A 24,852-nucleotide genomic window follows, 5' to 3' on the forward strand; every position below is an offset into this window, starting at 1 on the left:
TGGCACGTTCTTGAAACCCCGCCCTTTTGGGCGGGGTTTTTCGTTACGGCTCAAGCTGTTGCTCTCAACGCTTAAATTTCATTTGCCTCCGTCCGGCAACTTTGCAACCGTGGTGTTAACCGGTTTGCGCCCTTGCCGTCAGGCGCCCCCTGAGTGTCGGAGATCTGCAAATGGCCTCAATCCTCCGTCTGGCCGCTGTCTTGCCAACCGTAACCTGTGCGGCAGCGCTTTGCCTCTGCCTGCCCGCACGCGCGCAAGACAAACCCGATCCCGGCCCCATGGTCTTTCCCAACACCGGAACCAGCCCCGGTGTTCGGGTCGACGGCCCGGAGGCTTTGACCTGCGCCAGCCTGTTCAACTGGATCGAGCGTCATCGTTCCGACCTCGCGCCGGATCAGAGCCAGCGTCTGGACGCGATGATCGACGCGATAACGGTTCCGGGCCTTTACACCGTCCCAGCCCCCGACGCGTGCGTCGCCACGGTGCAGTCCATGGCGCGTGAAGGTTTTGATATCGGCGATCTGGCCCCGCGCCGGACCCTCGGCGTCCAACCCGAATGCGAGGATCTTGTGCCCTTCGTGCAGTCGCGGATCGGCTTGCTCGACTCGGGTCAACAGCTGGCTCTGCGGCGCGTCATGGCCCGCGTCCACATGCCCCAGCGCGGCGAAACCCATGACATGATGGCCTGCTTCATCGTCCATGGCGCGCTGGAACGGCTCAACCTGATCGACCAAATGCGATGACTCGGCGCGCCCGAATGGACAGCCCTGCGGCGGCGCGCTAGAACCGCGCGCATGAAACTTATCATCGGCCTTGGCAATCCCGGCGCGCAATACGCGCGCAACCGTCACAACATCGGCTTCATGGCGCTCGACCGCATCGCCGAGGACCACGGCTTTACCCCGTGGAAATCGCGCTTTCAGGGCCAGATCGCCGAGGGGCGGTTGGGCGGTGACAAGGCGGTGCTGCTCAAGCCGCAGACTTTCATGAACCTGTCGGGCCAGTCCGTCGGCGAGGCGATGCGCTATCTCAAACTGACGCCCGAGGATGTGATCGTGCTGCATGACGAGCTGGATCTCGCGCCCGGCAAACTGCGCCTGAAACAGGGCGGCGGGCATGCCGGGCACAACGGGCTGCGCTCGATCCATCAGCATATCGGCGAGGCTTACGGACGCGTGCGGCTGGGCATCGGCCACCCCGGCCACAAGGACGCGGTGGCGGGCTATGTGCTGCACGACTTCGCCAAGGCGGATGAGGACTGGCTGGACGACCTGATGCGGGGGATCTCGGACGGGGCGCACCATCTGGCTGCGGGCGACGGGGCCAAGTTCCAGAACGCTGTGGCGCAGCGCACTGCGCCGCCGCGCAACGCCGGGCGGCCTGCGCCGGTGGCGAAAACCCCGCCTGCGCCCGAACCACCCGTCGAGGATACCCGCTCGCCCCTGCAACGCCTCGCGGATCGCTTCAGATGAGTGACCGGTTACGCCACGCCCTACGCCAGCAGGCGGACGCCTGCGCGGGCCTCGGCTCGCCCTTCATGGCACAGCTCTGCACCCTGCTGGCCGATCGGCTCCAGCCCGATACACCCCTCACCCGGCGACTGTTCGACTGGCCTGGGGATCTGACCTCGAACGCCGCCTCGGTCTCGCTAAGGTTGGCCGGTGCTCTGCACGCGCTGGTGCTGCAAGGGCACGCAGGGCTGGCGGCGGTTTACCCGCCCAACACCTGCGATGATGACAGCCTCTGGCGAGCCGTGCACGCGGCGCTTGACACAGACGCGGCGTTCATCGACCGCTTTATCGACAGCGCCCCCCAAACCAACGAAGTCCGCCGCTCGGCCGTGTTGATCGCCACCGGTCACTGGCTCGCTGCGCGCTATCCGTTGCCGCTTGTGTTCAGCGAGCTGGGGGCCAGCGCCGGGCTCAACCTGAACTGGGACCGCTTCGCACTGGGTCTGGGCACCACGACGCTCGGCCCCGCCGATCCGGTGCTGACCCTGACGCCCGACTGGCGTGGCCCGCACCCTGCCTCGTCAACCGTGCGCGTCACCGAGCGCGCCGGCGTCGATCTCAACCCCATCGACCTCTCCGACCCCGCGCAGCGCCTCCGCCTGCTGGCCTATCTCTGGCCCGACCAGCCGCACCGCAAGGCGCTGACCGAAGCGGCCATCGCTGCCACCCCGCCGCGCCCGGCCAAAGCGGACGCCATCGACTGGCTGGAGCCCCGCCTGACCCCGCGCCCCGGCCAGCTGCACCTGATCTGGAGCACCATCGCCTGGCAATATTTCCCCGCCGCCGTGCAAGCACGCGGCACAGCGCTGATCGAGGCCGCGGGGGCCAGCGCCACCACCGACGCCCCGCTCGCCTGGCTCAGCTACGAGGCCGACGGGAAGTCCCCCGGCGCCGGCCTCACCCTGCGACTCTGGCCCGGCGATCAGACCCTCGACCTCGGGCGCGCCGACTTCCACGGCCGCTGGGTCGACTGGCGCGCGCCCTGAGTTTCATCTTGCCCTCAATACGCCTTTCAGCCGCGACATCCCGCCGCTTCCCGCCGGACGCCTGCGCGACCTAAACCATCCCCGACAGGGAGAGCCTCATGACCGATTTTGACACCCGCAAAACCCAGGCCGCCGACTGGTTCCGCAGCCTGCGCGACACGATCACCGCGCGCTTCGAGGCGCTTGAGGATTCAACCGACAGCGACCTGCCGCCGGGCCGGTTCGAGGTGACGCCAACAACCCGCGACGAAGGCCGCGGCGGTGGCGGCATCATGTCGGTGATGCGCGGCGGGCGGCTGTTCGAGAAAGTCGGCGTGAACTGGTCCGCCGTGCACGGCACACTGGGTGAGCGCGCGCAAAAAGCCATGGCGGCGCGCGGCGTGCCCGGCATGGCGGAGGAACCACGTTTCTGGGCCTCGGGCATCAGTTTGGTCGCCCATATGCGCAACCCGCACTGTCCGGCGGTGCATATGAACACGCGGATGTTCTGGACGCCGGGGGCGTGGTGGTTCGGCGGCGGGGCCGACCTGAACCCGTGTCTGGAAGTCGCCGAAGATACCGCCCATTTCCACGCCGAAATGCAACGCGCCTGCGACGCGCATAACCCGGCCTATTACCCAAGGTTCAAAGCCTGGGCGGATGAGTATTTCTTCATCCCCCATAGAGGCCGCGCGCGCGGGGTCGGCGGGATCTTCTACGACGACCTGAATTCGGGCGGCAGCGATCACGACAGCTGGGACGCCGACTTCGCCTTTACCCGCGCGGTGGGCGAAGCCTTCCTGCCCGCCTTCGCCCCCTTGTGCGAAAAGCGCCGCACGACGCCCTGGACCGACGCCGACCGCGAGGCACAACTGATCCACCGCGGGCTCTATGCCGAGTATAACCTCGTCTATGACCGGGGCACCAAATTCGGTCTGGAAACCGGCCATGACGCCAACGCCGTGTTGATGAGCCTGCCGCCGCTGGCCAAATGGATCTGAGGATTTCAGCGGTGCGCGCGGGAACGCCCGCGCGCAGGTCTTTACGTGCGTTTCAGGGGGCTTTCAGCCCCCTCTTCGGCTGACGCCGAATTCACCCCCGAGGATATTTATAGAGCAAAGAGCGGCATTAACGCTTTGTTAACCGCGCCTCTTTGCTCTTCAAATATCCCGGGGGGCGGGACGGAACGGCCCGGCGGGGGGCAGCGCCCCCCTCGACCTGCGTTTTTTTCACCACGCGGGGGGTTAGGCGCCCATCACACAGGCACTCACGGGACGCACAAGTACCAAGTCAGGCCGCGGCGCTTTACGGATGCAGCCCAGGCGATAGACTCCTGTGGAGAACCCGAGGAGCAAACCCATCGCCGCCCCCACCGACTCCCCCAGCCTTCGCACCCGTCTCTCAACCCTGTTGCGCGGGCTCTATCCCGAGCTCGATCCGCTGGCCCTGACCGGCGAGGTCATCGCCGCCTTCTGGCCCGATGCCCGCCCGCGCCGCCAGCGTCCGCGCCGCCCGTCCAACAACCTGTGGTCCGAGCGCGACGCGCTGGTCATCACCTATGGCAACTCGATCATCGACGGCCAGCACAAGCCGCTGGATCTGCTGCTTGATTTCGTCGAGGGCAATCTGAAGGGCGCGGTGAACGGCGTGCATATCCTGCCGTTCTTCCCCTATACCTCGGACGATGGCTTTGCCGTCACCGATTACTACAAGGTCGATCCGACGCTTGGCGACTGGCCCGACATCGCGCGGATCGGCTCCGAGTTCATGTTGATGTCCGATATGGTGCTCAACCATGTCTCGTCGCAGGGCACATGGTTCAACGATTACCGGCAGGGCAAAGCCCCCTTCGACCGGTTCTTCATGGAAGCCTCGCCCGAGGATGACCTGAGCGCCGTCGTCCGCCCGCGCACCACCCCGTTGTTGCGGGAGGTCGACACCACCATGGGTCCACGCCATGTCTGGTGCACCTTCAGCCATGATCAGGTCGATCTCGATTTCCGCAACCCCGCCGTCTTGTTGGAGATCCTGCGTATCCTGCGCTTTCACATCGATCAGGGCGTGCGCATCATCCGGCTGGATGCCGTGGCTTTCGTGTGGAAGATACCCGGCTCGCCCTCGATCCATCTGCCGCAGACCCATGCGATCGTCAAACTGATGCGGGTGCTGGCGGATTTCGCGACGGAAAAGGTCATCCTGCTGACTGAAACCAACGTCCCCAAAGCCGAGAACCTCAGCTATTTCGGCCGCCGGGACGAGGCGCATATGGTCTATAACTTCCCGCTGCCGCCGCTGGTGCTGCACGCGGTGCTGGCCGGGAACGTGAAATACCTGCGCCGCTGGTTGCGCACCATGCCGCCTGCCCCGCTGGGCTGCGCCTATTTCAACTTTTCCGCCAGCCATGACGGCATCGGCATGCGCCCGGTCGAAGGTATCCTGCCGCAGGACGAGATCGGCCAGATGATCACCGCCGTGCAGGATGCAGGCGGCTTGGTGTCGATGCGCTCACTGCCCGGCGGCGCACAAGCGCCTTACGAGATCAACTGCACCTATTTCGACGCGATGAGCCGCACCTTTGCGGGCGACGAAGCGCTCAAGATCCCGCGTTTCCTGTGCTCGCAGACCGTGGTGATGTCGCTTGAGGGCATCCCGGCTTTCTACCTGCATTCCCTGATCGCCACGCCCAATGACCACGAGGCCGTCACAAGGCGCGGCATGAACCGGGCGATCAACCGCCACCGCTGGCACTATCCCGATCTGCGCGAGGCATTGGCCGACCCCGCCAGCGATCAGGCGCAGGTGCTGGGCGAAATGCAGCGCCGGCTCAAGATCCGCGCGCGGCAGGCGGCATTCCATCCCAACGCCACGCAATTGACGTTGCAGATCGACGACCGGTTGCTGGGCGTCTGGCGTCAGTCGCTGGACCGCCATCAGTCGATCTTTGCGCTGCACAATGTCTCGGCCGAGAGCATCGAGCTGGACGCCTATGATCTCAACCTGATCGACGACGAAGACTGGCGCGATCTGCTGACCAATGAGGCGATCATCGCCGACGGGGTGATCCCGATGGCGCCCTATCAGTGCCGCTGGATCACCAACACCGGTTGAGGCGTTATGCCGGCGTGCTGTCGGCCATGTCGGCAGAGACCGCCGCTTTGAAATCACTCAGGAAACTCGGGTCCGCGGCGTGGACGAGGTTCCAATTCGGGATGAACGGCAGCTCTTGCGGGTTTTCCAGAAAGACCTGGCCCGCCTGAATGATGTTCTCGGCAAAGAGCGTGATCGAGCGTTCCTCGGCCGGCCGGTCGAATTTTAGCCCGTTCATCTGGGCCTCGTGCGAGTAGACCTCAAGCATATCCAGCGCCCGGCGATAGTACGTCGCTTTGAGTGTGCGGAAGATGTTGGGGGATAGCACCACGCCATCGGCGGCCATCTTGCGGAAGATCGCCTTGCAGATGTCCATCGACATCCGGTTAAGACCGCCCAAAGCATCCTCTGCCGACAGCTCCTGATGCTTGTGGTCATAGAGATCGGCAATCTCGACCTGACAGACCGCGCGCGGCCCCAGATTGCGCCAGGCCTCGGAGAGCACGCCGATTTCCAGCCCCCAGTCCGAGGGCATGCGCAGATCGGGCAGCGTCGCAGTGCGCATGGCGAATTCGCCCGACAGGGGGTAGCGAAAGGCGCGCAGGTAATCGATGTAATCGCTCGCCCCCAACACCTTGCGCAATGAGATCAGCAAGGGGCTGACCAGATTGCGCGTCACCCTGCCGCCCAGCTTGTCATTGCCGACGCGGGCGTAAAACCCTTTGGACAGATGATAAGGGAAAGCCGGGTGCGCGACCGGATAGACCAGCCGCGAGAGCATCTCACGGTGATAGGTCACGATGTCACAATCATGGATCGCCATCACCGCGCTGTCGGCGCAGCCGATCAGGTAGCCCAGACAGCCCCAGACATTGCGGCCCTTGCCCGGCTCGATCGGCCCCAGCCCGTGCGGTTCCAGCCGCTCCATCAGCGCCTTCATGCGCGGGCCGTCGTTCCAGATCACCACATGGTTCTGCGGCAGCCGGGCAAAGAAGCGGCGGGCGTGCAGGTATTGCGCGTGCGTGGCGGCGTCCAGACCGATGATGATGCGGTGCAGGTACTTCACCTTCGACAGCTCATCGAGGATGTTTTGCAGCGCGTCGCCTTCCAGTTCGGAAAACAGCGAGGGCAGGATCAGGCTGATCTTGCGGGTCTGGGCGAAGGTTTCCAGCCGGTATTCCAGCTCTTCCAGCGAGCGGGTGCGCAGGTTGTGAAACTGGGCGATATTGCCGTTCTGGTGAAAGTCAGCCATCGAGCCGGTCTCCTTGTTCCATCACGCCAAGGCCGCGCAGCACGGCCTCCAGCCCTTCGCGCCAGCCTGCGGGCCCCTCGCCCTGCGTGCGCAGGATACGTCCCGTGTCTTCGCCGGGCAGCGGCGGCAGGCCCGGTCCGTGGGTGTTGCGCACAACGATGCCATGGTCGGCGGCGGTGAGCAGTTCGGCGTCGTTGGGCGCGTCGCCCAAAGCGATGGTCAGATCCGGGCGCAGCTGCGCTTTGAGGTCGGCCAACCGCCCGGCCTTTGTGCCGCCAAAGGACAGCGTCAGGAACCGCCCGCCGCGTCGGGCGCTGATGCCGCGTGTTTCGAGCGCGGTCAGGAACTCGGCCAGCCCTGGGTCTTCCCCCAGCCACAGTCCCGGCTCGGAATAGGCGCGGGTGCGGGCAAGGCTGGCCTCGGCTTGTGACAGGCCGGTGACAGCGGACAGCTCAGCGACGCTCATATCGCCAAAGCCCTGAAACGGCGCGTTAATCTCGGCCAATGCCGCGCGTAACCGCCGATAGGCCGTGTCGTCGAACCGCCCGTCAAACACCGCCGCGCCATTTTCGACAATCGCCGGCCAGCGTTGCAGGCCCAGCCGTTCTTGCCACACGGTAATCTCGGCCCCGGTCTTCGAGGACGCCAGCACCACCGGCACGTCGCGCGCCGCCAGCCAGTCCAGCATCGGTTGCGCAGAGGCGTAGGAATAGGTTGCGTGGTCGAGCAATGTCCCGTCGAGATCACTCACGATCATCAGCCGCATGATTGCTCCTGTCTTTACAGGACCAACCTAGGGCCGCTGCCCGGGCTTGGCCATGCAACAGCGCATCCTACACCTCAGCCGTTCGCGAAGTGCCTCATTTTCGGGCAGCGCTTTAGGCCAGCCCGCGCGTGAACCGCCGCTCAAGCCAGCGGAACCCCAGCGCGATCAGCCCGGCGATGATCAGGTAGATCAGCGCCAGCAACAGGAGCGGCTCGTAGATCACGAATGTGTCTTGCCGCACCCGGCTGGCGACCGCGTAAATGTCGATTACCGTGATCGTCGCCACCAGCGGTGTCGCTTTCAGCTGCAGCACCGTCTCGCCGCCCAAGGTCGGCAACGCGCGGGCCAGCGCCTGCGGCAGCCAGATACGGCGGAACACCGCGAAGCGCGACAAGCCATAGGCCCGCGCGGCCTCAAGCTGACCATGCGGCACCGATTTGAACGCGCCGCGCATCACCTCGCCCTCATACCCTGCATAGCTGAGCGACAGCGCCAGCAGCGCATAGGGCCAGGCCTGCCGCAGATAGGGCCATAGCTCGGACTGGCGGATCCACGGATATTGCGGGAACAGGCTGCCCAGACCGTAGTAGATCAACCAGATCTGCAACAGCAGCGGCGTGCCCCGGATCAGCGTGCAGAACCAGCGCGCGGGCGCGGCCAGCCAGAACGGCCCCGCCGCCTGCGCCAACCCCAGCGGCAGGGCCATGCTGAACCCGATGAGCAGCGACAAGGCCAGCAGCCAGAGTGTCCGCCAAAGGCCCTGCGCGCCCAGTTCGGCATAGCGTGGAATCCAGTCCCAGCGCATCGTCAGCCCGGCCCAGACCATCACCCCCAGCGCAACGGCGATCAGCCCCACACGGTGCGGTTGCAGCCGGTCACGCCTCATGCCCGCGCCCCCGCCTGTCCACGCCGGAACCGCGTCTCAAGCCACCCGAACAGCCGTCCGGACAACAGCGTCATCAGAAGGTACAAAGCCCCGGCGGCAAGGAAAAACGTGAAATACGCGCGGGTTGACCCGGCAGCCTGCCGCGTCTCCAGCGTCAGCTCGCTAAAGCCGACGATGGCCAGCAACGCCGTATCCTTGGTCGCAATCAGCCACAGGTTCGACAGGCCCGGCAGCGCCAGCGGCAGCATGGCCGGAAAGGTCACGCGCCGGAACGTCTGCACCGGCCCCATGCCATAGGCGCGCGCCGCCTCCAGCTGACCGCGTGGCACCGACTGGATCGCGCCGCGCAGCACTTCGGTGGCATAGGCACCCTGCACGATGCCAAGAACGCCGATCCCGGCAGCAAGGCCGGAAATCTCGATCGGCCGCTGGCCCAGAAGTTGCAGAAACTGATTCAGAAGATCCGTGCCTGCATAATAAAGCAGCAGGATCAGAATGAGTTCGGGCACCGCGCGCACCACGGTCGTATAGACCGCCAGCAGATCACGCGTCACCGGCCCGCCGCCCAGCTTGCCCAAGGCCCCCAGCGTGCCGATGAAGCACCCGACCGCAAAGGCCCCCAGCGCGATGATCAGCGAATTTGCTGCCCCACGCAAAAGATTGCCGCCCCAGCCCGGAGGCTCGAGCGACAAGAGCGTGACCGAGGATTCAAGCCCCGGCCACACCGAATAAAGCCAGTCAAGCAACGCTTACTGGCCGTAGATCGACGTTGCGAAGTACCGCGCGGTGATCTCGTCATAAACGCCATTCGCCACGATGGCAGCGATCCCGGCGTTGAACTGCTCGCGCAGAGCGTCGTCGCCCTTGCGCAGCCCCACGCCAACGCCCGAGCCCAGGATCGCCTCGTCATGCGCCACGGCCCCTTTCAGCTCGCAGCACGCCCCGGCGTCCGAGCTGAGGAATTCGTCCAGTGCCAGACTGTCGGCCTGCGTCGCGTCGATCCGGCCCGAGGCGAGATCCTGATTGGCCTCATCCTGCGTCTGATAGGTGCGGATCTCGGTCTCGCCCTCAAAATACTGCTGCGCATAGGTCTGGTGCACAGTCGACACCTGAACGCCCAGCACCATGCCCGCCATGCCTTCGGGCGACGCGTCCATTTCCATGTCGCGCTGACCGACGATCACGGTTGGCGTGTTGTAGTAAGGGTCCGAGAAATCAATGGTCTGCAGCCGGTCATCGGTGATCGACATCGAGGCCATGATCGCGTCGATCCGGTTCGAGACCAGCGCCGGAATGATCCCGTCCCAGGCGGTCGGGGTGATCTCGCACTCCATCGCGGCGGCTTCGCAGACGGCGTTGATGATATCGACTTCCCAGCCCACCCAGTTGCCCGCCGCATCGGGGGCGGCAAAAGGCGGATAGGGTTCAGAGGCGATGCCAATGCGGACGGGGTCAGCGGCGGCGGCACCGGCAAGCAAAGCCAGAGCGGACGCGGTCAGGAGAATGGATTTCATGGTTACCTCTTCTGTTGCGGCACTGTTGGTCGCGCCTGTGTTTGTTCTTGTAGAAGGCCAAAACTTTGGTAATTGTGCAAGTGTATAATTACTGCACGGAGGGCTCTCGCATGACCTATGGCGCCGAAGACCGCACGAAACCGCTCGCCCGCGTCCTGATGCGTGCGCCCGGTCCGGCCATGGCCGCCGCCGAGGCTGAACAGTGGCACTATGGCCCCGGCTTCAATCCGCAGCGCGCCGAGTCCCAGCACGCCGGGCTTGCCCGTATCGTCGCCGCTTCGGGCGCAGAAATCCACTGGATTCCGTCCAACGACGACGGGATGTCGGATGCCGTCTTCGTGCAGGACCCGTCATTTGTCACCCGCGCGGGCGCTGTCGTGCTCAACATGGGCAAGGCCCTGCGCCGCGGCGAACCCGCTCTGCACGTGGCCACCTATGAGGCGCTCGGCGTGCCGGTCATTGGCCAGTTGAGCGGCGACGCGACGGTCGAATCGGGCGATTGCGTCTGGATCGACCCCGATACGCTGGCGATTGGTCGGGGTGCCCGCTCGACCCAGGCGGGCATCGACGCGGTCGCCGCCATCCTTGCCCCGCACGGGATGTCCGTCGTCGCCTATGACCTGCCCTACTGGACCGGGCCCGAGGCCTGCCTGCACCTGATGTCGCTGATCTCGCCGCTCGGCCCCAAGCTGGCACTGATCCACGCGCCGCTTCTGCCCTACGCGCTCTGGGCCGATCTGACCGCGCGTGGCTGGACACTGCTGCACGCGCCTGCTGATGAATTCGCAGCGTCAAACGGGCTTAGCCTGAATGTGCTGATGCTCTGCCCGCAAGACGTTGTGATGGTCGCGGGCTTTCCCAAAACCCTCAAACTGATGGAGGACGCGGGCTGCCGCGTGCAAACCTTCGAAGGCGACGCACTCTGTATCGCGTGCGAGGGGGGGCCGACCTGCCTGACCCGCCCGGTCCTGCGGCAATGACCGAGCGCCGCTCATTCGTTCGCGCGGGCGAAGAAACCCGCCGCGCCGCGCTGATCGACGCCACGCTCGACCTGATCGCCGAGGGGGGGCCGCAAGCCGCCACCGTCCGCGCCATTGCGTTGCGGGCAGGCGTCACCCCGGGACTGATCCGGCATTACTTCGACACCAAAGAAGACCTCGTCGCCGCCGCGCATGAAACACTGATGAACGGCCTGACCGAGGCCAGCGCAGCGCAACTTGACGAACTTCCCGACGACCCGCTGGCCCGGCTGGCTGGCTTTGTCGGCAACGCGGTTTCGCCCCCGGTCACCGATCCGCGCGGCGTGGCGCTCTGGGCGGCGTCGATGCAGTTGGTGCCGCGCGACTCGGCGATGCGCGCGGTTCACGAAGCCACCTATCTGGGCTTTCGCGGACGGCTTGAGGACATGATCTGCGAGGCACTGCACGCGGCTGGGCGCCCGACCCAAAGCAGCCGTGCGCTGGCCATCGCGGGAAATGCGCTGCTCGACGGTCTGTGGATCGAGGCTGGCGCCCTGCCCGGCCACTTCGCGCCAGGAGAGCTGAAATCCATTGCGATCAATGCCTTCTCGCGTCTTCTTGAACTTGAACTGCCTGAGGGTTGAGATGAAATACGCCACCGTCACCCAAGAACTCGCCGGGCTGGGCTCGGACAAATGGACCCTGAACGCTGCCGCCCATGCGCGCGCGAAGGCCGGGCACACGGTCATCAACCTGACCATCGGCGAGCCGGACGTGCCGACACCCGTCGCCCTGATCGAAACCGCCTGCGCCTCGATGCGCGCGGGACGGACCGGCTATTCCAACGGCCGTGGCGAGGACGTCCTTTTGGAAGCGCTTTCAAAGCGTTACAGCGAAGACCTCAAGCGGCCTTTTGGCAAAGATCGTTTCCTCTGCCTGCCCGGCACTCAGACCTCGCTCTATCTGGTGTTGCGCAGCCTGTGCGACGCGGGCAGTGAAGTGATTATCGGCGATCCGATGTATGCCACGTATGAAGGGCTGATCCGCGCCTCGGGTGCCGTTCCTGTGCCCGTTCTCTTGCGACCGGAAGATAATTTCCGCCTGCAAGCTGCTGACGTTGCAGAAAAAATCACGCCCAACTCGCGGGCGATCTTCCTCAACACACCCCACAACCCGACAGGCGCGATCTTGCAACCAAGCGACCTCCGCGCCCTGGGGGAGCTGGCACAAAAGCACGACCTGTGGATCATCTCGGACGAGGTTTACGGCGAACTCACCCATAACGGCCGCCCCTTCACCTCGGCGCTCACCGATCCCGCCTTTGAAGAGCGCACGGTGATTACCGCCTCGATCTCGAAAAGCCACGCCTCGCCGGGTTTCCGCTCGGGCTGGGCCGTTGGTCCCGCCGCTTTCACCGCCCGCGCCCTGCCGCTGTCCGAGACGATGCTCTTTGGCTCGCAGCCCTTCATCGCCGACATGACCGCGCAGGCGGTCAGCGCACCCTCGACGCTGGCGCAGGGCATGGCTGCGCGCATGGCGAACCGGGCGCAGATCATCTTTGATGAACTCGACGGCACCGCAGGTCTGCACGTTCACCGGCCCGAGGCCGGGATGTTCGCCCTGATAGACATTCGCGCCCTGTCGCGCGATTCGCTTGCTTTTGCGCTGGACCTGCTGGACAACACGGGTGTGGCGATGATGCCCGGCGCCTCGTTCGGCGTGGCGCTTGAAGGCTGGCTGCGCGTTGCGCTGAACGCTTCGGACGCCGACACGCGCGAGGCCTGCAAGCGTCTTGCCCTCTATGCCCAACAGAAGGCCGCATGAAGAGCGTCGCGCAAACCCTTGTAGACTGGCTGAAACTCGAGGGCGTCGAGGTGATCTTTGGTATCCCCGGCGTTCATACGATCGAGTTGTATCGCGCCCTCGCCGGGTCCGGTATCCGCCATGTGACGCCCCGGCATGAGGCCAGCGCGGGCTTCATGGCAGACGGCTATGCCCGCGTTTCCGGTCGCTTTGGCGTGGCGCTGGTGATCACCGGACCGGGCGTGACCAATATCCTGACGCCCATGGCGCAGGCGCGTGCGGACAGTGTGCCGATCCTTGTCATCTCGGGCGTCAACCGGCGTGACACGCTGGGCAAGGGGCTGGGCTATCTGCACGAACTGCCGGACCAGCGCGCCGTGACCCGTGTGCTGGGGCCCGCGCTGCATCTCGAAGACCCCCACGCCCTGCCCGGTCTGCTGGCCCACGCAGGCCGCGCGCTGACCACCGGACGCGGCGGACCGGTCCATCTGGAGATCCCGCTGGATCTGATGGCGGCGAAATCTCCCCCCGCGACGGCGCTGGCGATGCCCGTCGTGACGCCCTCCGACCCCGCCAAGGCCCGCGCGCGCCTGCGCCAGTCCAAGCGCCCGCTGATCCTTGCCGGGGGTGGCTGCGCCAAGGCAGGACCGCAGCTGCAGGCGCTGGCCGAAGCTCTTGGCGCGCCCGTCGTGCTGACCGCCAACGCGCGCGGGCTGATGCACGCGCACCCGCTGGCTGTCCCGGCATCGCCCAGCTTGGGGCCCATCCGCGACCTGATCAGGGGTGCCGATCAAATTCTGGTCGTTGGCTCGGAACTGGGGCCCACCGATTACGACATGTATGCGACCGGCCAGATGCCTGACCTGTCTGGCATGATCCGCATCGACATCGACGGCGCGCAACTGGCCCGGCATTTCGCCGCGCTGACCCTGCAGGGTGATGCAGCCACGATCTTGCCCCGGCTGCACCCACTTGCCGCCGCGCCTGACGGTGCCGAGCGCGCTGCCGCCGCCCGGCAGGCCGCTTTCGCGGCGCTCGAACCCGACTATCAGGACGAAACCCGGCTGCTTCAGGCCCTCCGCGACGCGGTGCCGGACGCGATCTTCGTCGGTGATTCCACGCAGATCGCCTATGCTGGAAACCTCTACTACAGCCATGATCGCGTCGGCGGCTGGTTCAACGCCGCCACCGGCTATGGCGCTTTGGGCTACGGCATCGGCGCTGCCGTCGGTGCTGCACTGGCCGCGCCCGGCACGCGGGTGCTCTGCCTGACTGGCGACGGCGGGTTGATGTTTCACCCCGGCGAGCTGCGCACGGCGCGCGACGAAGAGTTGGATGTGACTTTCGTGGTGTTCAACAATGAGGGCTATGGAGAGATCGCGCTGGCGATGAAAGAAGCGGGGGCCGAGGTGATCGGCTGCACGCCGTCTGCCCCGGACATGGAGGCCTTGGCCAAGGCGATGGGCCTGCCCTTTGCCCGCGGAACGGATGCCGATCTGCCTGCGCTGGCTGCCAGTGGAAAAGGTCCGCGGCTGATCGAGATTACGCGCAAGAACGTCAAGGATTTCTGAGACTTGCGATCTTCACAAAATGCCTGATATTTAAATGTCAGACAATTACTTACCGCCCTGCGCCCGTCACGCCGCTCAAAGAAAAGCGCCCCGAGACATCTCTCGGGGCGCCTTTTCATTCCATCCGGCAGTGGATCAGCCCGCCGACGACGTCGCGGCTTGGGCCTTGGCATCGGTATAGATCAGCAGCGGGCGGGCACCGGCGGTGACTGCCTCGTCGTTGACCACAACCTCTTCGACATTCTCCATGCCCGGCAGTTCGAACATCGTGTCGAGCAGGATGTCTTCCATGATCGAGCGAAGCCCGCGTGCGCCGGTTTTGCGCGCGATGGCACGGCGCGAGATCGAGCGCAGAGCATCGTCGGTAAAGGTCAGATCCGCGCCTTCAATCTCGAACAGACGCTGGTATTGCTTGACCAGAGCGTTCTTGGGCTCGGTCAGGATGGTGACCAGCGCGTCTTCGTCCAGATCGGTCAGCGTGGCGATCACCGGCAGACGGCCGACGAATTCCGGGATCAGACCGAACTTGAGCAGATCTTCCGGCTCCAGCTTGACCAGCGCCTCACCGACGGTGGTCTGGCTCTCATCCTTGACGTCAGCGCCAAAGCCGATGCCCGTGCCCTTGCTGCGCTGCGCGATGATCCGCTCCAGCCCGGCAAAAGCCCCGCCGCAGATGAACAGGATGTTGGTCGTATCCACCTGCAGGAATTCCTGCTGCGGATGCTTGCGCCCGCCCTGCGGCGGCACCGAGGCAACGGTGCCTTCCATCAGCTTCAGCAGTGCTTGCTGAACGCCCTCACCCGACACGTCGCGGGTGATCGAGGGATTGTCCGACTTGCGGGTGATCTTGTCGACTTCGTCGATATAGACGATGCCGCGCTGCGCCCGCTCGACGTTGTATTCCGACGATTGCAGCAGCTTGAGGATGATGTTTTCCACATCCTCACCCACGTAACCGGCTTCGGTCAGCGTGGTCGCATCCGCCATCGTGAAGGGCACATCCAGAATGCGCGCCAGCGTCTGCGCCAGCAGCGTCTTGCCGCAGCCGGTCGGGCCAATCAGCAGGATGTTGGATTTGGACAATTCGATCTCGCCGGCCTTGCCGGCTTTGCCCGAATAACCCAGACGTTTGTAGTGGTTATGAACCGCGACCGAGAGGACACGCTTGGCGCGCTCCTGCCCGATAACATAGTCATCCAGAACCTGGCAGATCTCACGCGGCGTCGGAACGCCGTCGGTGGTCTTGAACCCGCTGCCCTTGGTCTCCTCGCGGATGATGTCCATGCACAACTCGACGCATTCATCACAGATGAAAACGGTCGGGCCCGCGATCAGCTTGCGTACCTCGTGCTGGCTTTTGCCGCAAAAGGAACAATACAGCGTATTTTTGCTGTCATTGCCGGAGGAATGAGCCATTCGACACCTCGTGCTCGTAATCGGTTCTGACCTTCTGACGGGCCTTTATCGCAAGGTTAGGCCAGCCAGCGGGCGGGAACAATGCCAAAGTGCACCGTCCCGCCCGCCCTTCAGGCTTAGGAAGCAGCGGCAGTTGCGTCGCGGCTTTCGAGAATGTTGTCGATCAGACCCCAGTCCTTGGCGGCTTCAGGCGTCATGAAATTGTCACGCTCAAGCGCCGCTTCGACCTTTTTCAGGGTCTGGCCGCAGTGTTTCACATAAATCTGATTCAGACGCTCGCGCAGTTCGAGGATCTCACGCGCGTGGATCGAGATGTCCGAAGCCTGACCCTGGAACCCGCCCGAGGGCTGGTGCACCATGATCCGGCTGTTGGGCAGCGAGAAGCGCATGTCCTTCTGACCCGCCGCCAGCAGCAGCGACCCCATCGAGGCCGCCTGACCGATCACCAGCGTCGAAACCTTGGGCTTGATGTATTGCATCGTGTCGTAGATCGACAGACCCGAGGTCACCACGCCACCGGGCGAGTTGATGTACATCGAGATTTCTTTCGACGGGTTTTCAGCCTCAAGGTGGAGCAGCTGCGCCACGATCAGGGTTGCCATCGAGTCATGGACGGGTCCGGTGACAAAGATCACCCGCTCTTTGAGAAGGCGCGAGAAGATGTCATAGGCCCGCTCGCCCCGGCTGGTCTGTTCCACGACCATGGGAACGAGGTTCATGTAGGTTTCAATCGGATCGCGCATCGCTCGGGCCTCGCTGCTGGCGTCTGGTGCCACATTAGGGGTCAAATCTTGCCCAAGACTTAGCCTTCCGAACAGACCCCCGCAAGGGCAGGCTCCGGCGCTTTTTCGTCACCCGCGTTTTCACCGCCGTGCCCCGGGCAAGCCGTCACGGGCTTTGCCCGCGCCTTGGACTGACCCGCCAGACCAAACTGGCACTACCGGGCCGCCGGTTCAGCGGGCTAGAACGGCATGGAATTCCATGCCACAACGTTGGCGACACAGGTTTTTGGCCAAACACCGCTTTGGCCAGCCCCCGAGAAAGCCCGCCATGAATCGCCAGCCCATCGTCGATCTGTCGCCTCCCGTCTCGGACGAGATCCGCAAAACCACCTGTTATATGTGCGCCTGCCGTTGCGGCATCAACGTGCATCTCAAGCAAGGTCAGGTCGCTTATATCGAGGGAAACCGTGACCATCCGGTTAACAAGGGTGTGCTCTGCGCCAAGGGCTCAGCGGGGATCATGCAGCACCTCAGCCCTGCCCGATTGCGCAAGCCGCTCAAGCGCGTCGGGCCGCGCGGATCGGGTGAGTTCACGGAAATCGAGTGGGAGGAGGCGCTGACGCTGGCAACCTCGTGGCTCAAGCCGCTGCGCGATACGGCGCCCGAAAAGCTGGCCTTCTTCACCGGGCGCGATCAGTCGCAAAGCTTCACCTCGTGGTGGGCGCAGAGCTATGGCACGCCGAACTACGCCGCGCACGGCGGGTTCTGCAGCGTCAATATGGCGGCGGCGGGCATCTATACCATGGGCGGCGCGTTCTGGGAGTTCGGCCAGCCCGACTGGGAGCGCACCAAGCTGTTCATGATCTTTGGGGTGGCCGAGGATCACGATTCCAACCCGATCAAGATGGGTCTGGGCAAGCTCAAGGAACGCGGCGCGCGGGTGATCGCGGTCAACCCGGTGCGCACCGGCTATAACGCCATCGCCGACGACTGGTTGGCGGTGACGCCCGGCACCGACGGGCTGCTCATTCTGGCGCTGGTTCACGAGTTGTTCCGGCTGGGCAAGATCGACCTCGACTATCTCATCCGCTACACCAACGCGCCGTTTCTGGTGAATGCCGCCGAGGGGGCCGAAAAGGGCCTGTTCCTGCGCGACGGTACGGGCACGCCGCTGGTGCTGGACCGCCGCACCGGCAAACCGGCTCCGTGGAACGCCCCCGGCGTGCAGCCCGACCCCGCCGCCGAGTGGCAGGGCCACAGCACCGTCCTGCGCCTGATGGCCGCGCGCTACCTCGACCCCGCCCACGCGCCCGAGGCTGTCGCCGAGCGCTGCGGCATCCCCGCCGGACGCATCCGCGCCGTCGCCGCCGAGATCGCCCGCGTCGCGTTCGAGGAGGAAATCACCCTCAACCAGCCCTGGACCGATTTTCGCGGCCAGCGGCATGAAACCATGGTCGGTCGCCCGGTCAGCTTCCACGCCATGCGCGGTATCAGCGCGCATTCCAACGGGTTCCAGACCTGCCGGGCCCTGCACATGCTGCAGATCCTGCTGGGCAGCGTCGAGACCCCCGGCGGCTACCGCTTCAAGCCGCCCTATCCCAAACCACCCGAGGCTCACCCCCGACCCCACGCCGGCGTCACCCCCGGCCAACCGCTGGACGGCCCGCATCTGGGCTATCCGCTGGGGCCGGAACACCTGCTGATCAATGATGACGGCTCGGCCAAACGCATCGACAAGGCGTTCACCTGGGAAAACCCGCTGAGCGCGCATGGGCTGATGCACATGGTCATCTCGAACGCCCATGCCGGTGATCCCTACAAGATCGACACGCTGTTTCTCTACATGGCGAACATGGCGTGGAACTCGTCGATGAACACGGCGCAGGTGATGCAGATGCTCACCGACACCAATGACAGCGGCGGTTACGTGATCCCGCATATCATTTATTCCGACAGCTACTCGTCTGAAATGGTGGCCTTTTCCGATCTGGTGCTGCCCGACACGACCTATCTTGAGCGCCACGACTGCATCAGCCTGCTCGACCGTCCGATCTGCGAACCCGATGCCATGGCCGACGCGATCCGCTGGCCGGTGGTCGAACCGGACCGCGATGTGCGCGGCTTTCAGTCGGTGCTACTGGACCTTGGCGTGCGGCTGGGCCTGCCGGGGATGGTGCGTGAGGATGGGAGCGCGCGCTACCGCGACTACGCCGATTACATGACCAACCACGAACGCCGCCCCGGTGTCGGCCCGCTGGCCGGCTGGCGCGGCGATGGCACCGGCGAAGGGCGCGGCGCGCCCAACCCTGACCAGATCCAGCGCTATATCTACAACGGCGGCTTCTTCACGTCCCATGTCCCGCACGGCGCGCAGTTTTTCAAACCGTGGAACGCCGCCTATCAGGAATGGATCGTCGCGCGCGGGCTGGTCGATGCGCCGATGCCCTATCTGTTCAACCTCTACGTCGAACCCCTGCGCCGCTTCCAGTTGGCCGCCGAAGGCCATGGCGAGCGTCAACCGCCCGAGCACCTGCGCGACCGGATCAAGCAAACCCTCGACCCGCTGCCGCTATGGTATCCGCCCTTTGGGGACACGCTGAGCGACCCCGCCGAATACCCGCTGCACGCGCTCACCCAGCGCCCGGCGGCGATGTATCATTCCTGGGGTTCGCAGAACGCGTGGCTGAGGCAGATCCACGGCATGAACCCGCTGTTCGTACCGCGCAAGCTGTGGGAGGAGCACGGCTTTGCCGAGGGCGACTGGGCCTGGCTCACCTCGCCGCATGGCCGCATCAAGCTGCCCGTGGCGCGGATGGATGCGCTCAACCCGCACACCGTGTGGACGTGGAACGCCATCGGCAAGCGGCGCGGCGCCTGGGCGCTGGACCCCAAGGCGCCCGAGGCGGAAAAGGGCTTCCTGCTCAACCACCTGATCAGCGAGCTGCTGCCGGAAAAAGGCGACGGCCAGCGTTGGAGCAACTCGGACCCGGTCACCGGACAGGCCGCATGGTTCGACCTGCGCGTGCGGATTGAGAAGGCCCCGGCGCACGGCCCCTCGGAACCCGCCCTGCCGCCGCAAACCTCACCGGTGGGCGAGGGCCCGGCCACTGTGTGCCGCCAGACCGGAGTGAAAGCATGACCGCCCTGCCCCCGCCCTCAGCCGTGAAGCTGGGTCTGGTCATCGACCTCGACACCTGCGTCGGCTGCCACGCCTGCGTGGTGTCTTGCAAAGGCTGGAACACCGAGAATTACGGCGCGCCGCTGTCGGATACCGATGCTTACGGCGCGGACCCGTCGGGCACCTTCCTGAACCGCGTGCATTCCTACGAAGTCACGCCGGATCTGGGCGCGCCGGTTACCGTGCATTTCCCCAAATCCTGCCTGCACTGCGAGGATGCGCCCTGCGTCCCCGTCTGCCCCACAGGTGCCAGCTACAAACGGGCCGAGGACGGCATCGTGCTGGTCAACGAAGACGCCTGCATCGGCTGCGGGCTCTGCGCCTGGGCCTGCCCCTACGGCGCGCGCGAACTGGATGCGATGGCGGGGGTGATGAAGAAATGCACGCTCTGCGTCGACCGGATCTATAATGACAACCTGCCTGAGGAAGACCGCGAACCCGCCTGCGTGCGCACCTGCCCAGCCGGTGCGCGCCATTTTGGCGATCTGGGCGACCCCGACAGCGATGTCTCGCAGCTGGTGTTGGCGCGCGGCGGAATGGACCTGATGCCGGAACTGGGCACGCGCCCGGTCAACAAATACCTGCCGCCCCGGCCCCGCGATACCCTGCAGGAACCGCCCGCCAATCTGGCCGCGCTCTGCGAGCCGACACCGCAAGCACTGACCGGCTTTCTGGGCTGGGTCGACCGCACCCTGTCGAGGTTCTGATGCATCCCGCCCCCTCGATCATCGCGTTTACCACGCTGTCAGGCCTCGGCCTCGGGCTGCTGGCGTTCCTCGGCTTCGGCGTTGTCGTGCCACGCGGGCTGCTGGCGTTTCTCTGGTTCGGGCTGGGCTATGGCCTGACATTGGCCGGTCTCGCCGCCTCGGCCCTGCACCTCGGCCACCCCGAGCGCGCGCTCCGGGCCTTCACCCAATGGTCCACCAGCTGGCTGTCGCGCGAAGCGGTGCTCTCGGCCGCCGCCTTGCTGGTCATGGCACCCTATGCCGTAGGGCTGGTGTTCTGGGGCCACGCGCTGCCGGGCGTCGGCGTCGTAGCGGCGGTGTTGTGCCTGCTGACCGTGCTGGCCACCGCGATGATCTACGCGCAACTGCGCACCGTGCCGCGCTGGAACCACTGGACCACGCCGCTGGTCTTCCTGACCGCCGCGCTGACCGGCGGCGCGCTGCTCAGCACCCAGACCCTGTTGGCACAGATGCTGCTGCCATGGCTGGCGGTGGCTTTCGCCCTGCACTGGATGCTCGGTGACCGCCAGTTTGCCCGACGCGGGTCGACCTTGGGCACGGCAACCGGACTGGGCGCGCTCGGCAGCACACGCCTGCTCGAGCCGCCGCATACCGGCAGCAACTATCTGCTCAAGGAAATGGTCTATGTCGTGGCCCGCCGGCACGCGCTGAAACTGCGGGCGATCGCGCTGGTTCTGGCCTGCATCCTGCCCGCGCTGCTGCTCTGGACCCTGCCGGGCTGGCCCGCTCTGACCCTCGCGGTGATCAGCCACATCCTTGGCCTGCTCACCGCCCGCTGGCTGTTCTTTGCCGAAGCCGAGCACACCGTCGGGCTCTACTACGGCCAGCGTTGAGGCTTGCGGCAATGAAGCAAGGGGGGGCTCGCCCCCCCTCTGCGCTGACGCGCATTCACCCCCTGAGGATATTTCAAGAGCAAAGAAGGCATGGTTAACAAAAGGCTAATGCGCCCTCTTTGCTCTGTTAAATATCCCGGGGGCGGGCCGGAACGGCCCGGCGGGGGCAGCGCCCCCGTCCGCGCTCAACGCCCCTCGAACTTCGCCGGGCGCTTTTCCAGAAACGCCATGACCCCTTCGCGGAAGTCCCGCGTCGCGCCCATCTCGCCCTGCAGCCGCGCCTCGGTATCGAGCTGGGCGTCCAGATCGTTCCCCAGGCTCTCACGCAGCGCGCGTTTCACCGCGCCGTAGGCCAGCGTCGGGCCATTGGCCAGCTGGGCCGCGCGCTTCTTCCACTCGGCGGCGAACTGATCGTCGGGGATCGATGCCCAGATCAGACCCATCTCTGCCGCCTTGTCCGCGCTCACCGGCTCGGCGAACAGCGCCTGCCCCATCGCCCGTGCAAAGCCCACCAGCCGGGGCAGCCAATAGGTACCGCCCGCATCCGGGATCAGACCGATCCGCGTGAACGCCTGCAAAAACACCGCCGATTGCGTGGCGATCACCACATCCGCAGCCAGCGCCAGATTGGCCCCTGCCCCTGCCGCTGCCCCATTGACCGCCGAGATCACCGGCACCGGGCACTCCTGGATTGCGCGCAGCATCGGCTCGTATTCCTCACGCAGGATACGCCCCAGATCGAGGTCATTGACCGAGGCCCCGTCCCCCAGATCCTGCCCCGAGCAGAAAGCCCGCCCCTCGCCGGTCAGCACCAGCACCCGCATCCGCGCGCCCAGATCGCGCACCGCATGGGTGATCTCGGCGCGCATCTGCGCGTTGAGCGCGTTCATCAGCGTCGGGCGGTTCATCGTGATGATGCCGATACCGCCCTCGTCGCTGACACTCAGGGTCTTGTAGATCATAGCCGGCCTCCCTTGGGCATGTGCGCGCAGACTAGCCGCAGCGCGCCCCCCGCGCCTAGCCGCAACCTTGCGTCAGTCGCGCAGCAGGTCTTTCAGCCGCGCTTCTTCCTCGGCGCTGAGCACTTCTGTCGCCGGTTTGCGCCGCCGGATCGCGACAAAGGCGATGCCGAGCCCGGCCAGCAACAGCACCGGCCCCGAGATCCACAGGATCAGATTCGTCCCGCTGGCGCGCGGGTTCAGCAGGATATACTCGCCAAACCGGTCGACCATGTATTGGATGGCCTCTGGGTTGGTATCGCCCGCCACCAGCCGCTCGCGCACCATCAGCCGGACGTCGCGGGCGATGTCGGCGGTGGAATCGTCGACGCTCTCATTGCGACACACCACGCAGCGCAATTCCGAGGTGATCTCCCGCGCCCGCGCCTCAAGCGCCGGGTCCGAGAGAACTTCATCGGGCTGCACCGCCAGCGCCGGCCCCGCCATCAGCGGGGCAGCCAGTGAAAGCATCACGGACAGGACAAACGCGCGCATCGCCGTTACTCCGCCGGTGCCGCAGCCAGCGGCGCCTTGCGCGCCCCTGCCGCGATGCGGAACCGGCGGTCCGACAGCGACACCAGCCCGCCCAGCCCCATGATGATCGCCCCGGCCCAGAGCCATAAGGCGAAGGGCTTCACATAGGTGCGCAGCGCCCAACCCCCGTTCTCCTGTGGATCCCCCAGCGCGATATACAGATCACGAGTCAGGGACACGTCGATCGCCGCCTCGGTCGTGGGCATGCCCGCTGCCGGATAGACGCGCTTTTCGGGGTCGAGCATTGTCACCAACCGCTCGCCGTCACGGACTTCGACATGACCGGTGGTCGAGATATAGTTCGGTCCCGCCACACGCTCGACGCCGGTCAGCGTGATCGTATAGCCGCCATGCTCAAAGCTCTCGCCGACATGGGCCACGCGGATATCCTCGCTCGACCAGCCCAGCACCGCAGAAACCGCGAAGATGGTGATCCCCAGCCCTGAATGCGAAATCGCCTTGCCCCAGTCGGCGCGCGGCAGGCGCAGCACGCGGCGCACGCGGTCGCCAAAGCCCTGCCGCCCGCTGCGCATCCACAGATCAACCAGCGAGCCGGTGACCAGCCAGACACCCAGCGTCAGGCCGATGGGCGCCAGAACGCTGCGCCCGGTTTGCAGCGTGAAGGCGAGCGCACCCAGCGCAATGGCCAGCACCGCAGGCCCGACCATGCTGCGCGCCGCCCGCGCCAGTTTGCCGCGTTTCCAAGGCAGAACCGCCCCGATGGGCAGCGCAATGGCCAGCGCGACCATGAAGGGCGTGAAGGCCGCATCGAAGAACGGCGCACCGACCGAGAGCACGCGGTCGAAGGCCATCTCCGAGATCAGCGGCCACATGGTGCCGACGAAAACGACGAAGGACGCCACAGCCAGCAGCACGTTGTTGAGCACCAGCGCGGATTCGCGGCTGACCAGCCCGAAGACGCCCTTGGCCTCGAGCGCCGAGCTGCGGATCGCGAAAAGCGTCAGCGAGCCGCCGACGAAGACGGCGAAGATCAGCAGGATGACGATCCCGCGCTCGGGGTCGCTGGCGAAAGCGTGGACCGAGGTGATCAGGCCCGAGCGGACGATGAACGTGCCCATGAGCGAGAAGCCGAAGCCGAGGATCGCCAGCAGCACCGTCCAGGCCTTGAGCGTCTCGCGCTTTTCAACCACGATGGCCGAATGCAGCAGCGCTGTGGCGAAAAGCCACGGCATGAAGCTGGCATTCTCGACCGGATCCCAGAACCAGAAACCGCCCCAGCCCAGCTCGTAATACGCCCACCACGATCCCAGCGCGATGCCGATGGTCAGGCAGATCCAGGCAGCCAGCGTCCAGGGGCGCACCCAGCGGCCCCAGGCAGCGTCAACCTTGCCCTCGATCAGCGCGGCAACAGCGAAGGAAAACGCCATGCTCAGGCCGACGTAGCCGAGGTACAGAAACGGCGGGTGAAAGGCGAGGCCCGGGTCCTGCAGCAGCGGGTTCAGATCGTGGCCGTCAAAGGGCGGGAAGGGCGTGCGCAGGAAGGGGTTCGAGGTGAAGATCATGAACGCCATGAAGGCCGCCCCGATCGAGCCCTGAACTGCCAGCACCCGCGCTTGCAGGGTCGCGGGAAGATTGCCGCCGAACCACGCAGCACAAGCGCCAAACAGCGCCAGAATCAGCACCCAGAGCAGCAGAGATCCCTCGTGATTGCCCCAAACGCCCGAGATCTTGTAGATCAGGGGTTTAAGCGTGTGCGAGTTGTCGACCACCAGCACAACCGAGAAATCCGAGGTCACGAAGGCATAGGTCAGCGCGCCGAAACTGAGCGCAATCAGCACGAATTGCGTGCTGGCGATGGGACTGGCGGCAGCCATCCAATCGGCCCAGCCCCGCTGTGCGCCGACCAGCGGCACCACGGTTTGCAATAATGACAGGCCAAAGGCCAGGAGGAGGGCGAAGTGTCCGAGTTCTACGATCATGGCTCAGCTATAGCCTGCCCGGAAGGTCTCGCAAAGCACGAAGGCGTGCGGCACCTGCGACACCGGCGCGCGGGGGGGGGGGGCCGGGCAAGGGGGCCTTCTGCCCCCTCTTTGCTGCGCAAATTCACCCCCGAGGATATTTGAAGCATAAAGTTGGGGCGGCGTTGACGA

General features: G+C 65.4%; 22 protein-coding genes. 12 read left to right on the top strand and 10 right to left on the bottom strand.

The features are described 5' to 3' along the window. Positions 1–170 precede the first annotated feature (170 nt). From EAE28_RS17735 to EAE28_RS17755, 5 genes are all read left to right on the top strand, one after another. A complete protein-coding gene (locus EAE28_RS17735; RefSeq protein WP_127108752.1) occupies positions 171–743 on the top strand; it encodes a hypothetical protein in 573 nt (190 codons plus the stop codon). Between the two features lie 51 nt (positions 744–794). Continuing rightward, a complete protein-coding gene (gene pth, locus EAE28_RS17740; RefSeq protein WP_127108754.1) occupies positions 795–1,472 on the top strand; it encodes an aminoacyl-tRNA hydrolase in 678 nt (225 codons plus the stop codon). Further along, positions 1,469–2,497: a DUF2332 domain-containing protein gene (locus EAE28_RS17745; protein WP_127108756.1), complete on the top strand. Its 1,029-nt coding sequence runs from the start codon at positions 1,469–1,471 to the stop codon at positions 2,495–2,497. The genes pth and EAE28_RS17745 overlap by 4 nt, the downstream gene beginning before the upstream one ends. A 98-nt stretch (positions 2,498–2,595) precedes the next feature. Then, positions 2,596–3,477, top strand: coding sequence for an oxygen-dependent coproporphyrinogen oxidase (hemF, locus tag EAE28_RS17750; RefSeq protein ID WP_127108758.1), 882 nt, complete (start codon positions 2,596–2,598; stop codon positions 3,475–3,477). A gap of 334 nt (positions 3,478–3,811) precedes the next feature. Beyond that, positions 3,812–5,584 carry a sugar phosphorylase gene (locus tag EAE28_RS17755; protein WP_246022433.1) on the top strand — a complete coding sequence of 591 codons (1,773 nt, stop codon included), beginning with the start codon at positions 3,812–3,814 and terminating at the stop codon, positions 5,582–5,584. Positions 5,585–5,588: 4 nt separating this feature from the next. Here EAE28_RS17755 and EAE28_RS17760 read toward each other — a convergent pair whose 3' ends face one another. The 5 genes from EAE28_RS17760 to EAE28_RS17780 form a co-directional block, all read right to left on the bottom strand. Beyond that, positions 5,589–6,815 carry a glycosyltransferase family protein gene (locus tag EAE28_RS17760; RefSeq protein WP_127108760.1) on the bottom strand — a complete coding sequence of 409 codons (1,227 nt, stop codon included), beginning with the start codon at positions 6,813–6,815 and terminating at the stop codon, positions 5,589–5,591. Next, complete coding sequence (locus tag EAE28_RS17765; RefSeq protein WP_127108762.1) at positions 6,808–7,581, bottom strand: HAD-IIB family hydrolase; 774 nt, start codon at positions 7,579–7,581, stop codon at positions 6,808–6,810. The genes EAE28_RS17760 and EAE28_RS17765 overlap by 8 nt, the downstream gene beginning before the upstream one ends. Before the next feature lie 112 nt (positions 7,582–7,693). Beyond that, positions 7,694–8,467 carry an ABC transporter permease gene (locus tag EAE28_RS17770; protein WP_127108764.1) on the bottom strand — a complete coding sequence of 258 codons (774 nt, stop codon included), beginning with the start codon at positions 8,465–8,467 and terminating at the stop codon, positions 7,694–7,696. Then, a complete protein-coding gene (locus EAE28_RS17775) occupies positions 8,464–9,213 on the bottom strand; it encodes an ABC transporter permease (protein WP_246022435.1) in 750 nt (249 codons plus the stop codon). Before EAE28_RS17775 ends, EAE28_RS17770 begins: the two co-directional genes overlap by 4 nt. Positions 9,214–9,216: 3 nt before the next feature. Further along, complete coding sequence (locus EAE28_RS17780; RefSeq protein ID WP_127108766.1) at positions 9,217–9,981, bottom strand: transporter substrate-binding domain-containing protein; 765 nt, start codon at positions 9,979–9,981, stop codon at positions 9,217–9,219. Between the two features lie 110 nt (positions 9,982–10,091). Here EAE28_RS17780 and EAE28_RS17785 point away from each other — a divergent pair, with 110 nt between their 5' ends. From EAE28_RS17785 to EAE28_RS17800, 4 genes are read left to right on the top strand one after another with little or no spacing between them, the layout of a single operon-like run. Further along, positions 10,092–10,961 (top strand): dimethylarginine dimethylaminohydrolase family protein, encoded by an 870-nt coding sequence (locus tag EAE28_RS17785; protein WP_127108768.1) that lies wholly within the window; start codon positions 10,092–10,094, stop codon positions 10,959–10,961. After that, positions 10,958–11,584, top strand: coding sequence for a TetR/AcrR family transcriptional regulator (locus EAE28_RS17790; RefSeq protein ID WP_127108770.1), 627 nt, complete (start codon positions 10,958–10,960; stop codon positions 11,582–11,584). The genes EAE28_RS17785 and EAE28_RS17790 overlap by 4 nt, the downstream gene beginning before the upstream one ends. 1 nt (position 11,585) lies before the next feature. Beyond that, the gene (locus EAE28_RS17795) at positions 11,586–12,764 is read left to right on the top strand and encodes a pyridoxal phosphate-dependent aminotransferase (protein WP_127108772.1); all 1,179 of its coding nucleotides are present in this window, start codon (positions 11,586–11,588) and stop codon (positions 12,762–12,764) included. Further along, the gene (locus tag EAE28_RS17800) at positions 12,761–14,314 is read left to right on the top strand and encodes a 5-guanidino-2-oxopentanoate decarboxylase (RefSeq protein WP_127108774.1); all 1,554 of its coding nucleotides are present in this window, start codon (positions 12,761–12,763) and stop codon (positions 14,312–14,314) included. The genes EAE28_RS17795 and EAE28_RS17800 overlap by 4 nt, the downstream gene beginning before the upstream one ends. Before the next feature lie 135 nt (positions 14,315–14,449). Here the strand turns inward: EAE28_RS17800 and clpX are convergent, their stop codons facing one another. Continuing rightward, on the bottom strand, positions 14,450–15,730 hold the full coding sequence (gene clpX, locus EAE28_RS17805) for an ATP-dependent Clp protease ATP-binding subunit ClpX (RefSeq protein WP_127108776.1): 1,281 nt from the start codon (positions 15,728–15,730) through the stop codon (positions 14,450–14,452). 116 nt (positions 15,731–15,846) lie between these two features. Beyond that, positions 15,847–16,473, bottom strand: a complete 627-nt coding sequence (locus EAE28_RS17810) for an ATP-dependent Clp protease proteolytic subunit (RefSeq protein ID WP_127108778.1) — start codon at positions 16,471–16,473, stop codon at positions 15,847–15,849. Between the two features lie 307 nt (positions 16,474–16,780). Here EAE28_RS17810 and EAE28_RS17815 point away from each other — a divergent pair, with 307 nt between their 5' ends. The 3 genes from EAE28_RS17815 to EAE28_RS17825 are packed head-to-tail and all read left to right on the top strand — an operon-like array spanning position 16,781 to position 21,209. Beyond that, positions 16,781–19,591, top strand: a complete 2,811-nt coding sequence (locus EAE28_RS17815; RefSeq protein WP_127108780.1) for a molybdopterin oxidoreductase family protein — start codon at positions 16,781–16,783, stop codon at positions 19,589–19,591. Next, positions 19,588–20,337: a 4Fe-4S dicluster domain-containing protein gene (locus EAE28_RS17820; RefSeq protein ID WP_127108782.1), complete on the top strand. Its 750-nt coding sequence runs from the start codon at positions 19,588–19,590 to the stop codon at positions 20,335–20,337. The genes EAE28_RS17815 and EAE28_RS17820 overlap by 4 nt, the downstream gene beginning before the upstream one ends. Next, positions 20,337–21,209, top strand: a complete 873-nt coding sequence (locus tag EAE28_RS17825; protein ID WP_127108784.1) for a dimethyl sulfoxide reductase anchor subunit family protein — start codon at positions 20,337–20,339, stop codon at positions 21,207–21,209. The genes EAE28_RS17820 and EAE28_RS17825 overlap by 1 nt, the downstream gene beginning before the upstream one ends. A 185-nt stretch (positions 21,210–21,394) precedes the next feature. Here the strand turns inward: EAE28_RS17825 and EAE28_RS17830 are convergent, their stop codons facing one another. The 3 genes from EAE28_RS17830 to EAE28_RS17840 all read right to left on the bottom strand — a co-directional run bounded on the left by EAE28_RS17830 (position 21,395) and on the right by EAE28_RS17840 (position 24,681). Continuing rightward, positions 21,395–22,171 carry an enoyl-CoA hydratase-related protein gene (locus EAE28_RS17830; RefSeq protein WP_127108786.1) on the bottom strand — a complete coding sequence of 259 codons (777 nt, stop codon included), beginning with the start codon at positions 22,169–22,171 and terminating at the stop codon, positions 21,395–21,397. A 72-nt stretch (positions 22,172–22,243) separates the two neighbouring features. Continuing rightward, complete coding sequence (locus EAE28_RS17835) at positions 22,244–22,702, bottom strand: cytochrome c-type biogenesis protein (protein WP_127108788.1); 459 nt, start codon at positions 22,700–22,702, stop codon at positions 22,244–22,246. A gap of 5 nt (positions 22,703–22,707) precedes the next feature. Beyond that, on the bottom strand, positions 22,708–24,681 hold the full coding sequence (locus EAE28_RS17840) for a heme lyase CcmF/NrfE family subunit (protein ID WP_127108790.1): 1,974 nt from the start codon (positions 24,679–24,681) through the stop codon (positions 22,708–22,710). Positions 24,682–24,852: the final 171 nt, after the last annotated feature.

Origin of the sequence: Pararhodobacter zhoushanensis (assembly GCF_003990445.1) — a bacterium.
GTDB lineage: Bacteria > Pseudomonadota > Alphaproteobacteria > Rhodobacterales > Rhodobacteraceae > Pararhodobacter > Pararhodobacter zhoushanensis.

Bases quoted from the DNA above. Each gene is read 5' to 3' on its own strand.
- EAE28_RS17735 (WP_127108752.1), top strand. From the start codon at position 171: ATGGCCTCAATCCTCCGTCTGGCCGCTGTCTTGCCAACCGTAACCTGT.
- pth (WP_127108754.1), top strand. From the start codon at position 795: ATGAAACTTATCATCGGCCTTGGCAATCCCGGCGCGCAATACGCGCGC.
- EAE28_RS17745 (WP_127108756.1), top strand. From the start codon at position 1,469: ATGAGTGACCGGTTACGCCACGCCCTACGCCAGCAGGCGGACGCCTGC.
- hemF (WP_127108758.1), top strand. From the start codon at position 2,596: ATGACCGATTTTGACACCCGCAAAACCCAGGCCGCCGACTGGTTCCGC.
- EAE28_RS17760 (WP_127108760.1), bottom strand. From the start codon at position 6,815: ATGGCTGACTTTCACCAGAACGGCAATATCGCCCAGTTTCACAACCTG.
- EAE28_RS17765 (WP_127108762.1), bottom strand. From the start codon at position 7,581: ATGCGGCTGATGATCGTGAGTGATCTCGACGGGACATTGCTCGACCAC.
- EAE28_RS17770 (WP_127108764.1), bottom strand. From the start codon at position 8,467: ATGAGGCGTGACCGGCTGCAACCGCACCGTGTGGGGCTGATCGCCGTT.
- EAE28_RS17780 (WP_127108766.1), bottom strand. From the start codon at position 9,981: ATGAAATCCATTCTCCTGACCGCGTCCGCTCTGGCTTTGCTTGCCGGT.
- EAE28_RS17785 (WP_127108768.1), top strand. From the start codon at position 10,092: ATGACCTATGGCGCCGAAGACCGCACGAAACCGCTCGCCCGCGTCCTG.
- EAE28_RS17790 (WP_127108770.1), top strand. From the start codon at position 10,958: ATGACCGAGCGCCGCTCATTCGTTCGCGCGGGCGAAGAAACCCGCCGC.
- EAE28_RS17795 (WP_127108772.1), top strand. From the start codon at position 11,586: ATGAAATACGCCACCGTCACCCAAGAACTCGCCGGGCTGGGCTCGGAC.
- EAE28_RS17800 (WP_127108774.1), top strand. From the start codon at position 12,761: ATGAAGAGCGTCGCGCAAACCCTTGTAGACTGGCTGAAACTCGAGGGC.
- clpX (WP_127108776.1), bottom strand. From the start codon at position 15,730: ATGGCTCATTCCTCCGGCAATGACAGCAAAAATACGCTGTATTGTTCC.
- EAE28_RS17810 (WP_127108778.1), bottom strand. From the start codon at position 16,473: ATGCGCGATCCGATTGAAACCTACATGAACCTCGTTCCCATGGTCGTG.
- EAE28_RS17815 (WP_127108780.1), top strand. From the start codon at position 16,781: ATGAATCGCCAGCCCATCGTCGATCTGTCGCCTCCCGTCTCGGACGAG.
- EAE28_RS17820 (WP_127108782.1), top strand. From the start codon at position 19,588: ATGACCGCCCTGCCCCCGCCCTCAGCCGTGAAGCTGGGTCTGGTCATC.
- EAE28_RS17825 (WP_127108784.1), top strand. From the start codon at position 20,337: ATGCATCCCGCCCCCTCGATCATCGCGTTTACCACGCTGTCAGGCCTC.
- EAE28_RS17830 (WP_127108786.1), bottom strand. From the start codon at position 22,171: ATGATCTACAAGACCCTGAGTGTCAGCGACGAGGGCGGTATCGGCATC.
- EAE28_RS17835 (WP_127108788.1), bottom strand. From the start codon at position 22,702: ATGCGCGCGTTTGTCCTGTCCGTGATGCTTTCACTGGCTGCCCCGCTG.
- EAE28_RS17840 (WP_127108790.1), bottom strand. From the start codon at position 24,681: ATGATCGTAGAACTCGGACACTTCGCCCTCCTCCTGGCCTTTGGCCTG.